The sequence below is a fragment of the Streptomyces sp. NPDC058697 genome (assembly GCF_042715345.1).
In the GTDB taxonomy this organism is placed as follows: domain Bacteria; phylum Actinomycetota; class Actinomycetes; order Streptomycetales; family Streptomycetaceae; genus Streptomyces; species Streptomyces liliifuscus.
The window spans coordinates 33,990-51,421 of the sequence record NZ_JBHXSU010000043.1 but is presented as its reverse complement, the minus strand read 5'-3'; the positions used below and the strand labels follow the sequence as shown (position 1 = coordinate 51,421).

General features: G+C 70.3%; 19 protein-coding genes. 7 read left to right on the top strand and 12 right to left on the bottom strand.

What is annotated here, in order from left to right; genetic code table 11:
• Positions 1-9 precede the first annotated feature (9 nt).
• On the top strand, positions 10-396 hold the full coding sequence (locus ACFWXQ_RS45335) for an STAS domain-containing protein (protein ID WP_362072470.1): 387 nt from the start codon (positions 10-12) through the stop codon (positions 394-396).
• Here ACFWXQ_RS45335 and ACFWXQ_RS45330 read toward each other — a convergent pair.
• Positions 289-1,296, bottom strand: a complete 1,008-nt coding sequence (locus tag ACFWXQ_RS45330) for a sigma-70 family RNA polymerase sigma factor (protein WP_383947026.1) — start codon at positions 1,294-1,296, stop codon at positions 289-291. The genes ACFWXQ_RS45335 and ACFWXQ_RS45330 overlap by 108 nt on opposite strands.
• Before the next feature lie 176 nt (positions 1,297-1,472).
• Positions 1,473-2,780, bottom strand: a complete 1,308-nt coding sequence (locus ACFWXQ_RS45325; protein ID WP_383947023.1) for an MFS transporter — start codon at positions 2,778-2,780, stop codon at positions 1,473-1,475.
• 62 nt (positions 2,781-2,842) lie between these two features.
• On the opposite strand from ACFWXQ_RS45325, the gene ACFWXQ_RS45320 reads away from it, so the two are divergent.
• Entirely contained in the window at positions 2,843-3,796 is a 954-nt protein-coding gene (locus ACFWXQ_RS45320; RefSeq protein WP_383947020.1) for a LysR substrate-binding domain-containing protein, read from the top strand.
• Positions 3,797-3,902: 106 nt separating this feature from the next.
• Here the strand turns inward: ACFWXQ_RS45320 and ACFWXQ_RS45315 are convergent, their stop codons facing one another.
• Positions 3,903-4,664 (bottom strand): alpha/beta hydrolase, encoded by a 762-nt coding sequence (locus ACFWXQ_RS45315; protein WP_383947017.1) that lies wholly within the window; start codon positions 4,662-4,664, stop codon positions 3,903-3,905.
• A gap of 113 nt (positions 4,665-4,777) precedes the next feature.
• On the opposite strand from ACFWXQ_RS45315, the gene ACFWXQ_RS45310 reads away from it, so the two are divergent.
• The gene (locus ACFWXQ_RS45310) at positions 4,778-5,932 is read left to right on the top strand and encodes an adenosine deaminase (RefSeq protein WP_383947014.1); all 1,155 of its coding nucleotides are present in this window, start codon (positions 4,778-4,780) and stop codon (positions 5,930-5,932) included.
• Between the two features lie 125 nt (positions 5,933-6,057).
• Entirely contained in the window at positions 6,058-6,411 is a 354-nt protein-coding gene (locus tag ACFWXQ_RS45305; RefSeq protein WP_200396224.1) for an ATP-binding protein, read from the top strand.
• A gap of 98 nt (positions 6,412-6,509) precedes the next feature.
• Here ACFWXQ_RS45305 and ACFWXQ_RS45300 read toward each other — a convergent pair whose 3' ends face one another.
• From ACFWXQ_RS45300 to afsQ1, 5 genes are all read right to left on the bottom strand, one after another.
• Positions 6,510-6,713: a PspC domain-containing protein gene (locus ACFWXQ_RS45300; protein WP_200396223.1), complete on the bottom strand. Its 204-nt coding sequence runs from the start codon at positions 6,711-6,713 to the stop codon at positions 6,510-6,512.
• Positions 6,714-6,807: 94 nt separating this feature from the next.
• Entirely contained in the window at positions 6,808-7,377 is a 570-nt protein-coding gene (locus tag ACFWXQ_RS45295) for a VanZ family protein (protein WP_383947011.1), read from the bottom strand.
• Between the two features lie 125 nt (positions 7,378-7,502).
• The gene (locus ACFWXQ_RS45290; RefSeq protein ID WP_383947008.1) at positions 7,503-8,171 is read right to left on the bottom strand and encodes a hypothetical protein; all 669 of its coding nucleotides are present in this window, start codon (positions 8,169-8,171) and stop codon (positions 7,503-7,505) included.
• Positions 8,171-9,754, bottom strand: coding sequence for an ATP-binding protein (locus tag ACFWXQ_RS45285; protein ID WP_383947005.1), 1,584 nt, complete (start codon positions 9,752-9,754; stop codon positions 8,171-8,173). The genes ACFWXQ_RS45290 and ACFWXQ_RS45285 overlap by 1 nt, the downstream gene beginning before the upstream one ends.
• On the bottom strand, positions 9,751-10,428 hold the full coding sequence (gene afsQ1, locus ACFWXQ_RS45280; protein ID WP_055611283.1) for a two-component system response regulator AfsQ1: 678 nt from the start codon (positions 10,426-10,428) through the stop codon (positions 9,751-9,753). Before afsQ1 ends, ACFWXQ_RS45285 begins: the two co-directional genes overlap by 4 nt.
• A gap of 275 nt (positions 10,429-10,703) precedes the next feature.
• Between afsQ1 and ACFWXQ_RS45275 the strand changes: the two genes are divergently transcribed.
• The gene (locus ACFWXQ_RS45275; protein ID WP_383947002.1) at positions 10,704-11,462 is read left to right on the top strand and encodes a SigE family RNA polymerase sigma factor; all 759 of its coding nucleotides are present in this window, start codon (positions 10,704-10,706) and stop codon (positions 11,460-11,462) included.
• A gap of 206 nt (positions 11,463-11,668) precedes the next feature.
• Here the strand turns inward: ACFWXQ_RS45275 and ACFWXQ_RS45270 are convergent, their stop codons facing one another.
• Positions 11,669-12,391 carry a uridine kinase gene (locus ACFWXQ_RS45270; RefSeq protein WP_383946998.1) on the bottom strand — a complete coding sequence of 241 codons (723 nt, stop codon included), beginning with the start codon at positions 12,389-12,391 and terminating at the stop codon, positions 11,669-11,671.
• Between the two features lie 52 nt (positions 12,392-12,443).
• Here ACFWXQ_RS45270 and ACFWXQ_RS45265 point away from each other — a divergent pair, with 52 nt between their 5' ends.
• A complete protein-coding gene (locus ACFWXQ_RS45265) occupies positions 12,444-12,845 on the top strand; it encodes a hypothetical protein (protein WP_383946995.1) in 402 nt (133 codons plus the stop codon).
• A gap of 161 nt (positions 12,846-13,006) precedes the next feature.
• Here ACFWXQ_RS45265 and ACFWXQ_RS45260 read toward each other — a convergent pair whose 3' ends face one another.
• The 3 genes from ACFWXQ_RS45260 to deoC are packed head-to-tail and all read right to left on the bottom strand — an operon-like array spanning position 13,007 to position 16,357.
• Positions 13,007-13,942 carry an aldehyde dehydrogenase family protein gene (locus ACFWXQ_RS45260; protein WP_383946992.1) on the bottom strand — a complete coding sequence of 312 codons (936 nt, stop codon included), beginning with the start codon at positions 13,940-13,942 and terminating at the stop codon, positions 13,007-13,009.
• Positions 13,935-15,395 (bottom strand): aldehyde dehydrogenase family protein, encoded by a 1,461-nt coding sequence (locus ACFWXQ_RS45255; RefSeq protein WP_383946988.1) that lies wholly within the window; start codon positions 15,393-15,395, stop codon positions 13,935-13,937. The genes ACFWXQ_RS45260 and ACFWXQ_RS45255 overlap by 8 nt, the downstream gene beginning before the upstream one ends.
• A 5-nt stretch (positions 15,396-15,400) precedes the next feature.
• Positions 15,401-16,357, bottom strand: coding sequence for a deoxyribose-phosphate aldolase (gene deoC / locus ACFWXQ_RS45250; protein ID WP_383947050.1), 957 nt, complete (start codon positions 16,355-16,357; stop codon positions 15,401-15,403).
• A 241-nt stretch (positions 16,358-16,598) separates the two neighbouring features.
• Here deoC and ACFWXQ_RS45245 point away from each other — a divergent pair, with 241 nt between their 5' ends.
• Positions 16,599-17,273 carry a PH domain-containing protein gene (locus tag ACFWXQ_RS45245; RefSeq protein ID WP_383948674.1) on the top strand — a complete coding sequence of 225 codons (675 nt, stop codon included), beginning with the start codon at positions 16,599-16,601 and terminating at the stop codon, positions 17,271-17,273.
• The last annotated feature ends 159 nt before the right edge of the window (positions 17,274-17,432 follow it).

Genomic DNA, 17,432 nt, shown 5'->3' with positions numbered 1-17,432 from the left:
CACGCAGCGATGAGTTCCGCGCCGCCCGCCGGTCTACCGCACGTGGACGCCATGACACCTGCCGTACTCGTACTGCCCGGCCCCGTCACCCGAGACGAGGTGCCGAGGCTGTGCGAGGACGTGCGCGCACGGCTCGAAAGCAGCAGAGCCGGCGTCCTGGTCTGCGATGTCGCCGGTCTCGGACCACCAGGCCTGACCACCGTCGACGCGCTCGCCAGGATGCAGCTCGCCGCCCGTCGCGCCGGGGGACGGATCAGACTGCGCGACCCGGACCCCGCCCTGCGCGCGCTACTCGGTCTTGTCGGCATCCCCTTCGAGGTCGAGGGGCAGCCCGAACAGCGGGAACCACCGCTTCGTGTCGAGGAAGCAGTGGAACCCGGTGATCCGGCCCTCTGAGGTCTCCAGGACCTGCACGGCCCACGCCGTGTAGCCGCCCGTCTGCGGGTCCGGCTTGTACTGGGCGAAGCCCGGCAGGCCGTTCACCGCGACCGGCACCAGATGCGAGTTCGCACAGGGCGCGCCGAGGGTCGTCATGAAGCCCGTGATGTCCTCGGGGCCGGACAGCCACAGGTCGAACGGCGGCATCGTCATCACGGCGTCCTCGTGCAGGAGGGCCGTGAGGGCCGTCATGTCGTACCCCTCGAAGGCCGCCACATAGCGGTCCAGGAGCTTCTGCTGCTCCTCGTCGAGCGGGTCGGAGGTGGCGGCCCGGGCCGCGGCGCCGTCGCTCTCGGCGAGCGTCGCACGGGCCCGCTGGAGCGCGCTGTTGACCGAGGCGACCGTCGTGCCGAGGAGCTCGGCGACCTCGCTCGCCTTCCAGGCCAGCACCTCGCGCAGGATGAGCACGGCCCGCTGCTTGGGCGGCAGTTGCTGCAGGGTCGCCATGAAGGCGAGGCGCACCGACTCCTTGGCGACGGCGGCCTCGGCGGGGTCCTCGACCACGGGCAGCACACGCGCGTCCGGCATCGGCTCCAGCCAGGTGTGGTCGGGGCGCGGGTTCAGCGCCGCCTGTGTGAGCGGTGTCGAGTCCGTCAGGTCCATCGGGCGGGCCCGCTTGTTCCCCGCCGACAGCATGTCCAGGCACACGTTCGTCGCGATCCGGTACAGCCACGAGCGCATCGAGGAGCGGCCCTCGAACTTGTCGTAGCTCCGCCAGGCGCGCACGAGCGTGTCCTGGACCGCGTCCTCCGCCTCGAAGGATGAGCCGAGCATGCGGTAGCAGTACCCCGTCAGCTCGACCCGGTGCTTCTCAAGCCGGACGTCGAGGTCCTCCGCCGTCGCCGTTCCGTCGCTCATGGCCAACCCACCCCTGTGGCATGTTCGTCGTCACCTTCACCGCCTCTTTGCGATGCCGGCACTTCGGAAGCTACCGCAGCCCACTGACAATGGCCCCCCGAGCTGCAAAAGGTGCAGGTCAGGACAGTTAATGTCCTGACCTGCACCCGTACGTTCGAAAGTCGGCCCGCCGTGCCTCAGTGGTGCACGGCCACCAGCCGCCGCTGGGTCCGGGCCGCGTGCGACCCGACCACCGTGATCGTCACGACCCCGAGGACCGCCAGCAGACCGAGCGCCACCGTCCCGGCCCAGCCGCCGGAGTGGAAGGCGACCGCGCCGAGCGTGCCGCCCGCGCTGGAGCCCAGGTAGTAGGCGGACTGGTAGAGGGCGGAGGCCTGTGCGCGGCCCTCCTTGGCGGTGTGGCTGACCGAGGAGGACGCGACCGCGTGCCCCGCGAAGAAGCCCGCGGTGATCAGGACCAGGCCGAGCAGGATCAGCGGCAGGGAGTCGGCCAGTGAGACCAGCAGCCCCGCGGTCGTCGTACCGCCCGCCAGATACAGCGCACCGCGCCGGCCGAGCCGTCCCACCAGTTTCCCGGCGGTCGACGCCGAGACCGTGCCGACCAGATAGACGAGGAAGATCGAGCCGATGATGCCCTGCGGCAGCGAGAACGGGGCCTCCGTGAGGCGGTAGCCGATCACGGTGTAGACGGCGCCGAACACCGTCATGAAGAGCGCGCCGATCGCGTACAGCCTGCACAGCAGCGGGTTCGCGAGGTGACCGCGGACCGTGCGGACCAGCACCGCGGGCCGCAGCGAACCGGCCTTGAAGTGCTTCGGCGCCGGGAGCAGCAGCCGGAAGGCCACGGCACAGCCGACGGCGATCAGCCCGATGACCCCGACGGCGACCCGCCAGCCCCACTCCTGCGCGACCCAGCCGGTGATGACCCGCCCGCTCATGCCGCCGACGCTGTTGCCCGCGACGAACAGGCCGATCGCGGTGATCAGCGCCTTCGGCCGGACCTCCTCCGCGAGATAGGCCATCGCCGAGACCGGCAGCCCGGCCAGCGCCGCACCCTGCACGGCCCGCAGCGCGACCAGCCAGCCGACCGACGGGGCGAAGGGCACCAGCAGTCCGACGCTCACCGCGATGGCCAGGGACGCCGTCATCAACGTACGCCTGCCGAACCGCTCCGAGAGGGCGCTCAGCGGCAGGACGAACAGTGCCAGCGCACCGGTCGCCGCCGACACCGTCCAGCTCGCCGTGCTCGCCGTGACTCCGAAGTCGCCGGAGATCAGCGGCAGCAGGGCCTGGGTGGAGTAGAGAAGCGCGAAGGTCGCGACACCCGCGAGGAAGAGCGCGAGGCTCATCCGGCGGTAGCCGGGCCCGCCCGGGGCCATACGGGAATCGACGGGAGCGGCTTCGACGGGAGTGGTTTCGGTGCGAACGGCGGCGGCTGCGGAGGCGCCCACGACAGTGGACGCCCCGGTACTTGCGGAAGGCATGCTTCGAACCTAAAACCGTCCCGCTCATCCGTCCAATGCATGGAATCGTCATAATCGTTCCCGTGAAGCATCAGCAGAGGTCAGAGCCTCACCTGTCACCGTCCAGTGACACAGAAGACATCGTCGCGATCCTCGCCCCTCGCCTCGCGTACTTCGCCGGGGTCGCCCGCACCGAGCACGTCACACGGGCCGCGCAGGAGATGCAGGTCCCGCAGTCGACCCTGTCCCGCGCGATGGTCCGCCTCGAACAGGACCTGGGCGTGGACCTGTTCGCCCGCAGGGGCCGCACGGTCTCCCTGACCCCGGCGGGCCGCACCTTCCTGTCTTCCGTCGAGCGGGCCCTCGCCGAGATCGAGCGGGCCGCCGACGAGGTGCGCGCCGACGCCGACCCGGCCACCGGCAAGGTCGCCTTCGGCTTCCTGCACACCATGGGCTCCGAGACGGTCCCCGGACTGATCCGCGCCTTCCGCGCCGACCATCCCCGGGTCCGCTTCAGCCTCGTCCAGAACTACGGCGAGGCCATGATCGAACGGCTGCGCTCCGGCGAACTGGACCTCTGCCTCACGTCCCCGGTCCCGGACGCTCCCGACCTCGTCGCCCGCCGCCTCGACGAACAGAAGCTCCGCCTGGTCGTCCCCGCGGACCACCGCCTCGCCTCCCGCCGCCGCATCCGCCTCGCCGAGGCCGCCGACGAAACCTTCGTCACCCTGGAACCCGGCTACGGCCTCCGCCGCATCACCGACGACCTCTGCCAGCAGGCGGGCTTCCGCCCGAGGGTGGCCTTCGAGGGCGAGGAGGCAGAAACCCTCCGGGGCCTGGTGGCGGCAGGCCTGGGGGTGGCCCTCCTGCCCCCACCGGCCGTACCCCGCCCAGGAGTCGTAGAACTGACGGTCACGTCCCCACGGGCGGCCCGGGAGATCGGAGTGGCCTGGCTGGACGGCCACCCCGACACACCCCCGGTGGCGGCTTTCAAGAGATTCCTCTTGTCAAGGAGGGGCAACCTGCTCCCCAAATGAGGGTTCGCTATCAACTCACTCCCACAAGGGGGCGCCTTCTTTTAGGGGCGCGGGGAACTGCGCGACAAGCCCCCACCGAACCCGCACGCCACCCCAACCCAGGCAACTAACGGCGAAGGGACCGCCCAAACCCGGAGGCAAGCGGCATCCGCAACCCCAAAGGCGGCGGAGCCGCAAGCGCATCCTCCACGGGCCGGGCAAAAGCCCGCCCGAACAACGCCCCCACCACAAAATCCTCCGCCAGCGCATACACCTCGTCCCGAAACGCATGCAGCGCATGCCCATCGGAATGCACCTCGAACCGGCACACATCCCGGTTCGCCTTCTTCGCCCGCGCCGCCAGCCGGAACGACAACTCGGGATCGGTCCGCTCGTCGTTCGTGCCGTGCACGATCAACACCCGCCGCCCCACAAGCTGCTTCACCGGTTCGGGCGGCGCGGCGACATCCTCCTCGGGCAGCCAAGGGGACAACGCCAGCACGGAGTTGACGGCGGTGTGCCCGCCCGAGTGCAGGGCGGCCCGCCCGCCCATGTCCACGCCCGCGAGGCAGACGGGAACGTCCCCGTACCGCCGTACGACCTCGTCCGCGGCCCACGCGGCGTCCCGCGCCTGATCCGCCTGGGTGCCGTTCCAGCCCCGGAGCCGGTAGTGCACCACGTGCACGACCAGGCCGTCGTCCCGCCCCGCGCGGGTCAGCCGGCGCCCCAACGCCCGTACGGACGCGGTCGCCATCATCGGTGAGGGTCTGCGGGCCGAGGTCTCCTCGCCGCCCGGCAGCAGCAGCACCACGCCGCTCACCGCCGTCGGTTCCGTTCCGAGTGCCCGCCCGAGCCGGGCCGTGCGAACCGGCGTCGCTTGCTGTGCCATGACAGAACAGTGTCAGAAGCGATGGTGTACGCCATCCGTCCGCACGGTCACCATTACGTATCGACGGGTTCGTACAACAGGAGATCTACGCGCGTAGGCGGTAGAGTGCGGAGATGACGAGCCAGATCAAGAACACCCCGAGCTCGGAGCAGATCCGCCGGGCGCCGAAGGTCCTGCTGCACGATCACCTCGACGGCGGCCTGCGCCCCGGGACGATCGTCGACCTGGCCCGCGACACGGGCTATAAAAACCTCCCCGAGACGGACGCCGACAAGCTCGGCATCTGGTTCCGCGAGGCCGCCGACTCCGGTTCCCTTGAGCGGTACTTGGAGACCTTCGCGCACACCTGCGCCGTCATGCAGACCCGCGAGGCGCTCGTCCGCGTGGCCGCCGAGTGCGCCGAGGACCTCGCCGAGGACGGCGTCGTATACGCCGAGGTGCGGTATGCGCCCGAGCAGCACCTGGAATCAGGGCTCACCCTCGAAGAGGTCGTCGAGGCCGTCAACGAGGGCTTCCGGGAGGGCGAGCGGCTGGCCCGTGAGAACGGCCACCGGATCCGCGTGGGCGCCCTGCTGACCGCCATGCGGCACGCGGCCCGTGCCCTGGAGATCGCCGAACTCGCCAACCGCTACCGCGATCTCGGTGTCGTCGGCTTCGACATCGCGGGCGCCGAGGCCGGCTTCCCGCCCACCCGTCATCTGGACGCCTTCGAGTATCTGAAGCGGGAGAACAACCACTTCACGATCCACGCGGGCGAGGCCTTCGGGCTCCCGTCCATCTGGCAGGCCCTCCAGTGGTGCGGCGCCGACCGGCTCGGCCACGGCGTGCGCATCATCGACGACATCCAGGTCCACGAGGACGGCTCGGTGAAGCTCGGCCGCCTCGCCTCGTACGTACGCGACAAGCGCGTCCCGCTGGAGCTGTGCCCCAGTTCCAACCTCCAGACGGGCGCCGCCCACTCGTACGCCGAGCACCCCATCGGGCTGCTGCGGCGGCTGCACTTCCGGGCGACTGTGAACACCGACAACCGTCTGATGTCCGGCACCAGCATGACCCGGGAATTCGAGCACCTTGTCGACGCTTTCGGCTATTCGCTCGACGACATGCAGTGGTTCACAGTCAATGCGATGAAATCAGCATTCATTCCTTTCGATGAACGACTGGCCATGATCAATGACGTCATCAAGCCCGGTTATGCCGAGCTGAAGTCCGAATGGCTGTTCCAGCAGACCGCTTCCACCAGCGGTTCTGTGCGCGAAGAGGGCTGAAGAAGAAGGACGGGAAGCGGCCGGGTGATGACGACTCGGCCGCTTTTCGATGTTTGCGGGGCGAGCTCGCACGTGATTACCGTTTCAGACCGCTCAAATCCCCGTCACAGCATGCAAGGACGAAGATGAAGCAGTCTGCTGCCAAGACCCTCGGTGTCGCCGCTCTCGGTGCCGCCTTCGCCGCCGCCGGCGCGGGCGCTGCCAACGCGGCCCCGGCGGTCCCGGACGCCACCTCGGCGCTCTCCACCGCCACCAGCGCGCTGCCGGTGGACGGGGTCACCAAGACCCTGCCCGGCGCCGGCGAGTCGCTCGCCCAGGGTGAGAACGCGCTCGGCAGTGGCCTCGCCGCCGCCCAGCCGGCCGTCGCGAACCTCCTCGCCGAGGGTCCGGCCGCGCCGGTCGCCGGTCTGCTCGGGGGCCTGCCGGTCCAGGGCCTGCCCACGCACGGCCTGCCGGTGAACGGGATTCCGCTGGGCTGAGTCCGGCACCCGAGCACCACCTTTCTCGCGCCGATGGGGCGCACCCGGACCGGGTGCGCCCCATCGGCGTTCGTGTTCGTGCTGTTCGTGCCGGTGGGTCACCAGGCCGTACGCGCCGCCTTGCCCTCGGAGGGGAACAGGAACCACAGCGCTATGTAGAGCAGGAACTGCGGGCCCGGCAGCAGACAGGAGACCAGGAAGATCACCCGCATCGTGGTCGCGGAGGTGCCGAAGCGCCGAGCCAGCGCTGCGCACACTCCGCCGATCATCCGGCCGTTGGTGGGGCGGGCAAGGCGGTTCATGAACGGCTCCTTCGTGAGCGTCGGTCCGAGGCCTCCCGTGTGGCTGCCTCATCTGTCGTCAACGCTACGGAGACGAAGGGGGCAAAGCGTCGCTCTAGGGGGCGATCCCGACCCTGGGAATCGTCGGGGTCCGACCCTGAGTCGCCTCCTCGGCCGCCTGCTTGCGGCGCAGAGCGGCGGCGGTCCGGCGCCGGCTCTCGGCCCGGCGGCGCAGCAGGGCCCGGGCGCCGGGCACCACGGCGACATGGGCCAGCGCCACGCCCACGGTGTTCAGGAGCAGCGAGTCGACGTCCACGACCTGCCCGGGCACCCCGGTCTGCAGGAGTTCGATGCCCAGTGAGAGCAGGGCGCCGGCGGCGACCGTACGCATCAGGGACAGCAGCGGGGAGACGGCGAGCCTGCCGCCCGCCAGCGGCAGCAGCACCCCGAGCGGGGCGAGCAGCAGCAGGCCCTTGCCGATGTTGCGGGCGGCCGCCTCGGGGCCCAGCGCCAGATCGGCCCGGATGCTCGCGAACGGACGCAGATTCGCGGCGCTCACCCACGGCACGTCCAGGGGCCGCAGCGTGACCCAGGCGACAAGCGCGAGATGCGCGACGAGGAGGACACCCCCCGCCGCACGAAAGCGGATCACGGCGCTGCTGCCGTTCGAGCCTTGACGCTGCACGATCCCCAAGACGCGGCCACCGGCAGGATCGGTTCCGTGTGACGGCGGCGCTTGGCCCGCACGGGTGAGGCGTGCGCCACAGACGGGGTCCGGCCAGGGCTCCGCCGGGGGTCGGCCGGGAGGGCTCAGGCCCCCTCGGCCTCCGTCTGCGGCGGGGTCTCCGTGCCGGGGCGGGAGCGCACCGACTCCGTGCACTCGTAGCGGCGCGGGGCGTCCGTGCCGGGCCCGCCCAGCGTCACCGAGTCGCCGTCGGAGGAGGCCGCCGAGTCGCTGAACGTGCAGATGATCTGGGCCAGCGCGTACGGCGTCAGGTCCGCGGGCGGGGTGCTCAGGCGCAGCGTGTCGTCCGGTTCGCCGCGGCCCGGGCCGCCCACCGTGAGGCCCTGCGGCACGTCCGTCGTGTAGTTCGCCTGCTTCTCGGCGTCGGAGGGGGACTCGGATAGCTCGTCCAGGAGCGCCTGAGCGGCCCGTACGCGGTCCGTCGCCGCGGGTCCGGCCCCGATGCGCACGGTCCGGTCCACCGGCGCCAGTTGGGAGGAACAGAGCAGGAAGACCTGGACGAGGATCCCGCGCGAGGACTGCGTACCGATGTCGGGATCGTTGAGCGCGCACGGCACCCGGGAGGGCGCGGGGCCGAAGTCGGTCGGCACCTCCGTCGCCCGGATCCCGCACCCGGCGAGCGTCACCGCGAGCAACGGCACGGCGAGCGCGAGCCGAGCCGCACGCATCCGGCGTGCGCCCCCTTCGCAGGCCGCACGCGCTCGGCGTACGCCCCATGTGTGGCGTTCGGACATCACGCGCCCCCCTCGGTGCGGTCGTCGGCGACGGACGCATCCGGGCCCCCGGGGTTGTCGGGGTCCTCCACCTCCGAGGCGTCGCGGGGCAGCCGCAGGGTGAAGACCGCGCCGCCCTTGGGCGAGTTGGCGGCGGTGATCTCGCCGCCGTGGATATGGGCGTTCTCCAGGGCGATGGACAGACCGAGGCCGCTGCCCTCCGAACGCGGCCGGGATGCGCTCGCCTTGTAGAAGCGGTCGAAGACGTGCGGCAGGACGTCCTCGGGGATGCCGGGGCCGTGGTCCTGGACCTCGATGACCAGGTCGTTGCCCTCGTCGCGGACGCTCACGCGCACCGGGGAGCCGCCGTGCTTGAGGGCGTTGCCGATCAGGTTCGCCATGATCACGTCCAGCCGGCGCGGGTCGACCCGTGCCATGAGACCGCGCTCGGCGTCAAGGTCCACCGCGTCCAGCCAGGCCCGCGCGTCGATGCAGGCGGTGATCTGGTCGACGATGTCGACGTTGTCGAGGACGAGCCGGGCCGTGCCCGCGTCGAAGCGGGTGACCTCCATGAGGTTCTCCACCAGGTTGTTCAGCCGCCGGGTCTCGCTGACGACGAGCCGGACGGCGGGCTCGATCATCGGGTCGACGCTGCCGGTCTCCGCGTCGAGCTCCTCCTCCAGGACCTCGGTCACGGCGGTGATCGCGGTCAGCGGCGTCCGCAGCTCGTGCGACATGTCCGCCACGAACCGCCGGGACGCCTGCTCACGGGAGCTCATGTCCTCGACCCGTTTCTCCAGCGACTCCGCCGTGCGGTTGAACGTCCGTGACAGATCCGCGAGTTCGTCCGTGCCCGACACCCGCAGCCGGGTGTCCAGCTTGCCCTCGCCGAGCCGCCTGGCCGCGGTGCCCAGCCGGTGCACCGGCTTCAGTACGGTCGTCGCGGCGGCCTGCGCGAGCAGCGCCGAGCCGATCAGCGCAAGCCCGGTCGCGATCCCCAGCGACCAGGCAAGGGAGTTGAGGTCCTTGGCCTCGGGCTCCAGCGACTTGAGCATGTATCCGGTCGGCCCGCCGCCGATCACCTTCGCGCCGCCCACGAGATACGGCTTGTCGCCCTGCACTATCCGCTGCCAGTACAGGTGGTACGTGTACTTGTTGTTCGAGGAGATCTCCTGCTCCTTGTTCACCGCCTTCTGGAGGGACTTCGGTACGTCCTCCAGCGTGAAGGTGTCCAGGTCGGAGTTCCCGCGGACCGGCTTGCCGCTCTCGTCCTCGGCGATCAGCAGCACGCTGAACCGCTGGCTGCTGTTCGCCATCTGCCCGGCGGCGCGCTGCAGTTCCTCCTGCGTGGGATGCGGCCGCAGCGTGCTCGCGCGGGTCTGCATCGCCTGCTGGAAGTCGCCGAGCACCGCGTCCTGCGTACGGGTGAGGACCGCCTCGCGGTTGAGCCAGTACGCGATCCCGGACGCCGACACGGCGGCGGTGAGCGCGACGAGCCCGAACACCACGACCAGACGCAGCCGCAGGCTGGTGAAGCGCAGACCCGCCAGTATCTTCTTGCGCGCCGCGGCCCAGCCGCGGAGCTTGTCCTGCGGTTTTGTCACTGAGGACTGTCCAGCCGGTAGCCGACTCCCCGAACGGTACGGATCAGGGTGGGGGAGGACGGCACGTCCTCCACCTTCGCGCGCAGCCGCTGCACACACGCGTCGACGAGCCGTGAGTCGCCGAGGTAGTCGTGCTCCCACACGAGCCGCAGCAACTGCTGGCGGGACAGCGCCTGCCCCGGCCGCCGGCTCAGTTCGAGGAGCAGCCGCAGCTCGGTCGGCGTCAGCTGCAGATCCTCGCCGTTCTTCGTCACGGTCATCGCCGCACGGTCGATGACCAGCGAACCGAAGGTCGCCGCGTCGTTCGCCTCGCGCTCGCCGCGGCGCAGCACGGCCCGGATACGGGCGTCGAGCACCCGCCCCTGCACGGGTTTCACCACATAGTCGTCGGCGCCGGACTCCAGCCCGACCACGACGTCGATGTCGTCACTGCGCGCGGTCAGCAGAATGATCGGCAGCTGGTCCGTACGCCGGATGCGGCGGCACACCTCGAATCCGTCGATGCCCGGCAGCATCACATCGAGGACGATCAGATCGGGCCGTTGCTCGCGCAACAGCTTCAGACCGTCCTCGCCGGTGGCAGCGGTGGCCACCCGGTGTCCCTGGCGCGTCAGCGAGAGCTCCAGGGCCGTCCGGATGGCGTCGTCGTCCTCGATCAGCAACAGGGAAGGCACGGACGTCATTCTGTCCCATGACATGGACGTGTATCGACTGTTGGAGCGCTCCCACACATGTCCCGCGTACGAGTGGGGGTCCGTGTGCCGGATGAGTAGCCGTACGACGCTTCTCTGTGATCGGTCTGTGGACCGGCTGGGGCAAGCCCCTGTGACAGGTCTGTGACAGTCGGCGGACACCGTCATGAAGTGGCCCCGGCAAGCTTTTGGTCACAGGCAAGGAAGCACCACAGCGAAGTACCGAATCACCGGAACTCCACGACGGGGGGCGCGAGATGAACACGCTGCACAGCACCAGTACTGGCGCAGTTGTCACGCGGCTCCACGACGTCACGAAGAGCACGGAGAAGTCCGGTGCCGTGAGCGGGCGGGGGTGCGCTCGCGGCGCCGGGCGTCAGCACACCGGGTACATGACGGTGGTTGACGCACACACGGGGGGAAGCGGTACGGGGGTTGCCCACGGGGGAACGGGGGCAGCGTACGGGGAGGTCACGGGGGAGCGTCGCTCGGTGTCGGAGGCGGAGTTCACCGCCTACGTCCAGGAGCGCCGCGCCTCCCTGTACGCAACCGCCTACCACCTGACCGGTGACCGCTTCGAGGCCGAGGACCTGCTGCAGAGCGCACTGTTCTCGACCTACCGGGCCTGGGACCGGATCAGCGACAAGGCCGCGGTCGGGGGCTACCTCCGCCGCACGATGACCAATCTGCACATCAGCGCGTGGCGCCGCCGCAAGCTGAACGAGTACCCGACCGAGGAGCTGCCGGAGACGGCCGGCGACACGGACGCGATGCGCGGCACCGAGCTGCGCGCCGTCCTGTGGCAGGCGCTCGCCCGGCTGCCCGAACTCCAGCGCACCATGCTGGTCCTCCGTTACTACGAGGGCCGCACGGACCCGGAGATCGCGGAGATCCTCGACATCAGTGTCGGCACGGTGAAGTCCAGCATCTGGCGGTCGCTCCGCCGGCTGCGTGAGGACCAGGTCCTCAGCTTCGGCCGTGACGAGGAAGAGTCCTTCGGGGAGCTTGTCGCCTGAAGGATGTGGGGGGATGCCCGTCACTCCGGGGGGAGGTAGCGGGCAGGGTGTTCGTCACTCCGGGGGGAGGCGGCGGACAGCACGGGGGAGCAGTACCGGGGGGAACCAACGGGGTCACGGGGGACCACGGGGGAAAACGGGAGTGGGTCCAGGCAGACCGGGGGGTCTGACTGGACCTTCTTTCGTGTGCGCCCGGGGAGGTGCCGCTACGCCGTCGTCGGGCGTGGTGCCGCGCGGTGCCCGGCGGCCGCGGCGGCCAGCCTGTCCAGGGCCTCGTCCTTGTCGCAGGGGTACGCGCCGAGCGCGGTCTGCCGGGACACGATCGACCGCTCGGCCCGCATCAGCCGCCAGCCGCGACGCAGCAGGAACGGCACGGACTTGCGCCCCTCCCGCAGATCCCGCAGGAACCGCCGCCGGAACGTGGCCACCGCTCCCCGGTTCAGGCACAGCGCGTCGGCCAGCACGCCGGCCTCACGGCACCGCGCCACGATCTCCGCGGCGAAGATGCCCTCCGCGATGAAGGCGGGCGACCCCTCGATGTCCACGGTCTCCTCGCCCGTACGCGCGCTGAGGGAGATGTCGTACATCGGAACGCTCGTACGCCCGTTCCGGCACAGCTCGGCTATCGCCGCGACCGCGGCGTCCGCGTCCCAGGACAGCGGGTGGTCCCAGTCGATGTCCGAACTCCCCGCCACCTGCGGCAGCGTCGGGTCGTCGCCCTCTTTGTAGAAGTCGTCGAGCCGCAGCACCGGAAGGCCGGAGTGGGCCGCGACCAGGGACTTGCCGGAGCCCGAGGGGCCGCACAGCAGTACGACGCGGGCGGTTGTCGCGGAATTCGGGAGATGTGAACTCACGAGACACCAGTCTGACGCATCGAGCGCCCCCGGCCGACCCCGCGGGTCGCCTTTGGAGCGGACATCACACCTCAACTACCCTTCGTGTCGACCTGATTACTCAGCGCACCAGAAGGTGGCACCAGCCATGGCACGATTCCCGGCCTCCCAGAACCCGACAGCCCGGCGCGCGTTGCTGGCCCTCACGACCGCGGGCATCGCGGTGGGCGTGGGAGCGACCTCGGCGGCCGCGGACACCGAACCCGTCGTGGATGTGGTCCGCACCCGGCCCACCTCGCTGGGCAACGTCAACCCCCAGGCGGGTGTCCAGGCGCTTACCGGGACCGTCGGTTACGTGACCGGTCCGGTCGCGGGCCTGAAGCCCAACCCGCTGGCCGGCACGGGCGTCGACCCCCTCGACAACGGACTCGCCACCCAGGTCGCCGACTTCCCGCCGCTGGCCACGACCATGCTGACGGCCCCGGTCGCCCAGGCCCAGTCGCTTGGCGCTGTTCCGGTGCTGGGACAGGTGACGGGCCTGCTGCACTGAGCCGCACAACTGCCGGTCGTGCAACACGCGGTCGCACAACAGCCGGTCGTACGGCGGCGAGTCGTACGAAGGCCGAAGAGAGAGCCGCGCCTCCCCCGGACGGTGGGGAAGCGCGGCTCTCCCGTCTTCGGCGTCCGCCGGTACGACGGACGCGATGGCCGTCAGTACGACGAACCGGAGGCGCCCAGTGCGCCCGTCGGGTGCCAGACCGTCTTCGTTTCGAGGAAGGCGGTGAGGCGCTCGATGCCCGGTGCCGCAAAGTAATCCACAGCCTGTGGACGGACGACCCGCTTGAGGTTGTCCGCGGCGGCGACCTCCAGTTCCTTCGCGAGTACGTCGTCCGCGCCCGCGAGGTCGATCGCGTTGACGTCCTGGTGCGCGGCCAGCGGGGTCGCGATCTCCGCCGTCTTTCCGGAGAGGATGTTGACGACCCCGCCCGGAACGTCGGAGGTGGCCAGCACCTCGCCCAGCGACAGCGCCGGGAGCGGGGACTTCTCGCTCGCGATCACGATCACCGTGTTGCCCGTCGCGATCACCGGGGCGATCACCGAGACCAGCCCGAGGAACGACGACTCCTGGGGGGCGAGGACGACCACCACACCCGTCGGTTCGGGGGTGGAGAGGTTGAAGTACGGGCCCGCGACCGGGTTGCCGCCGCCCACGACCTGGGCGATCTTGTCGGTCCAGCCCGCGTACCAGACCCAGCGGTCGATCGCCGCGTCGACGACCGCCGCGGCCTTCGACTTCGAGAGTCCCTCCGAGTCCGCGACCTCTCGTACGAACTGGTCCCCGCGGCCCTCCAGCATCTCCGCGACGCGGTAGAGGACCTGGCCGCGGTTGTACGCCGTCGCGCCGGACCAGCCGCCGAACGCCTTGCGGGCGGCGACCACCGCGTCACGGGCGTCCTTGCGGCTCGACTGCGGCGCGTTGGCCAGCCACTTGCCCTTCGAGTCCGTCACCTCGTACACCCGGCCGCTCTCGCTGCGGGGGAACTTGCCCCCGACGTACAGCTTGTAGGTCTTGAAGACGCTCAGGCGCTGCCGCTCCGCCGTCTCGGTGTTCTTGGGCTTCTCGGTGTTCTTGGGCTTCTCAGACATCGAGGTACGCCTCCAGGCCGTGGCGGCCGCCCTCGCGGCCGAAGCCCGACTCCTTGTAACCGCCGAACGGTGACGTGGGGTCGAACTTGTTGAACGTGTTGGACCAGATCACGCCCGCGCGCAGCTTGTTCGCGACGGCCAGGATCCGGGAGCCCTTCTCCGTCCAGATGCCCGCGGAGAGGCCGTACTGGCTGTTGTTGGCCTTGGCGACCGCCTCGTCCGGCGTGCGGAAGGAGAGGACGGACAGGACCGGGCCGAAGATCTCGTCGCGGGCGATGGTGTGCGCCTGGGTGACGTTCGTGAAGAGCGTCGGGGCGAACCAGTAGCCGGAGGAGGGGAGTTCGCAGGCCGGGGACCAGCGCTCGGCGCCCTCGGCCTCGCCCTGCTCGACGAGGGAGGTGATGCGCGAGAGCTGCTCGGCGGAGTTGATCGCGCCGATGTCCGTGTTTTTGTCCAGCGGGTCGCCGAGGCGAAGGGTCGACAGGCGCCGCTTGAGCGAGTCCAACAGCTCGTCCTGGATGGACTCCTGGACGAGGAGGCGGGAGCCCGCGCAGCAGACCTGGCCCTGGTTGAAGAAGATGCCGGAGACGATGCCCTCGACGGCCTGGTCGATGGGAGCGTCGTCGAAGACGATGTTCGCGCCCTTGCCGCCCAGTTCGAGCGTGACCTTCTTCCTGGTGCCCGCCACCTGGCGGGCGATCGCCTTGCCGACGGCCGTCGAACCGGTGAAGGCCACCTTGTTCACGTCCGGGTGCTCGACGAGGGACGCCCCCGTGTCGCCGTACCCCGGAAGGATGTTGACGACGCCCTTCGGCAGGCCCGCCTGGCGGCAGATGTCCGCGAAGAAGAGAGCGGAGAGGGGGGTCGTCTCGGCCGGCTTGAGCACGACCGTGTTGCCGGTCGCGAGCGCCGGGGCGATCTTCCAGGCCAGCATCAGGAGCGGGAAGTTCCAGGGGATGACCTGGCCCGCGACGCCGAGGGGGCGCGGGTTCGCGCCGAAGCCGGCGTGGTCGAGCTTGTCGGCCCAGCCCGCGTAGTAGAAGAAGTGCGCGGCGACCAGGGGGAGGTCGGCGTCCCTCGTCTCCTTGATGGGCTTGCCGTTGTCGAGCGTTTCGAGAACGGCCAGCTCGCGGGAGCGTTCCTGGATGATCCGGGCGATGCGGAACAGGTACTTGGCGCGCTCGGAGCCGGGCAGGGCCGACCACTTCCCGAAGGCCTTGCGGGCGGCCTTCACCGCGCGGTCGACGTCTTCGGAACCGGCTTGCGCGATCTCGGAGAGAACCTCCTCGGTCGACGGCGACACGGTCTTGAAGACCTTGCCGTCCGCCGCCTCCACGAACTCGCCGTCGATGAACAGGCCGTACGAGGGCGCGATGTCGACGACCGAGCGGGACTCGGGCGCCGGTGCGTACGCGAAAGCGGGCGACCGCTTCTCGGTGTTTTCCGTGGTCATGGTGATCAGTCCACCGTCACGTAGTCGGGGCCGGAGTAGCGGCCGGTGGCCAGCTTCTGCCGCTGCATCAGCAGATCGTTCAGGAGCGAGGACGCGCCGAAGCGGAACCAGTGGTTGTCCAGCCAGTCCTCGCCCGCGGTCTCGTTGACCACGACCAGGAACTTGATGGCGTCCTTGCTGGTGCGGATGCCGCCGGCGGGCTTCACGCCGACCTGTACGCCGGTCTGGGCGCGGAAGTCGCGGACCGCCTCCAGCATCAGCAGGGTGTTCGAGGGAGTCGCGTTCACCGCCACCTTGCCGGTGGACGTCTTGATGAAGTCCGCCCCCGCCAGCATGCCGAGCCAGCTCGCGCGGCGGATGTTGTCGTACGTCGACAGCTCGCCCGTCTCGAAGATGACCTTGAGGCGGGCCGCCCCGGAGGCCTCCTTCACGGCGACGATCTCCTCGTACACCTTCGCGTAGTTGCCCGCGAGGAACGCTCCGCGGTCGATGACCATGTCGATCTCGTCGGCGCCCGCGGCGACGGCGTCCCGCACGTCGGCCAGCTTCACGTCCAGCGCGGCGCGGCCGGCCGGGAAGGCGGTCGCGACGGAGGCGACCTTCACTCCCGAGCCGGCGACGGCCTCCTTGGCGGTGGCCACCATGTCGGGATAGACGCAGACGGCGGCGGTCGACGGGGCCGTACGGTCCGTCGGGTCCGGGCGGACCGCCTTGGCGCCGAGCGCCCGGACCTTGCCCGGGGTGTCCGCGCCTTCCAGCGTCGTCAGGTCGACCATCGAGATGGCGAGGTCGATGGCGTACGCCTTCGCGGTGGTCTTGATGGAACGGGTGCCGAGGGAGGCGGCGCGGGCCTCCAGGCCGACCGCGTCCACGCCGGGGAGTCCGTGAAGGAAGCGGCGCAGTGTGCTGTCGGACGCGGTCACTTCTGTGAGTGCGTGTGCTGCGGGTGCAGTGGTGGGCATGGTCACCAGACGAGCATATCTACGCGCGTAGCGGCTGTACAGCCCTGGGGGTGGGTGTGGGTGCGGGTGGGGGTGCGTGGGATTTCGCCCCCGCCGCCCTTACCCATTCCCGTCCCTTACTCAGGGGCTCCGCCCCCGAACCCCCGCTCCTCAAACGCCGGAGGGGCTGAGTTTTCCGGCGGAGGGGCTGGATTGGCGGGGCTGGAAATCGGTCCCAGGTCGCGTCGGGCAGAATCGGGGTATGACGACGCCCGACCAGCAGCCGACCGTGCCGGAGATGCCGGATCCTCAGTTCAAGGATCGGGTCTATCGGTCGCCCTCCGGGATTGCGGGTGGGGTGCTGTTGCTTGCGATCGCGGGGTGGCTCGGGATCGATGCGCTGGTCACCGGGGAGGGGCGGGCGCCGTGGGTGGCGCTGGCCGCGCTGCTTTTCCTGGTTCCGCTGGTGCTCGCGTTCACCGTGCGTCCTGCCGTGTACGCCAACGAGCAGCGGCTGCGCATCCGTAACCCCTTCCGGGTGATCGTGCTGCCCTGGGGGACGGTCGAGGCGTTCAGGTCGGGCTACTCGAACGAGGTGCTCGACAAGGCCGGCGCCAAGTACCAGGTGTGGGCCGTGCCCGTCTCGCTGCGGGGCCGCAAGCGGGCGGCGCGGCGGGAGGCGCGCGGGGAGGCCCGCGGGGCCGCGGCGGCCGCCCGTGGCGGTCGGCAGCACCATGCCGCGGCCGTGGCCACCGGACCTGCCGGACCCGTACGTGCCCAGGCCGACCAGACGATGCACGAGCTGCGCGAGCTGCTGGACGCCCGCGGCAAGGACCCGCGGGCGCAGGGCGAGGTGTCGGTGCGGTGGGCGTACGAGATCGCGGCGCCTGCGGTTGCCGGTGCCGTGCTGCTGGCGATCCTGCTGGCGGTCGGCTGAGTTCGGCTGAGTTCGGCTGAGTTCGGCTGAGTTCGGTTGGCGCGAGGCCGTCGGGTCGCGGTCTCGGGTCCTGTGATTTGTTGAGCCATCTCACGGCTTTTCGTGGCTTGACCTCCCCGCGCGTTTGAGGGGATGGGCGCGTCCGGCCGTACGAGAGGG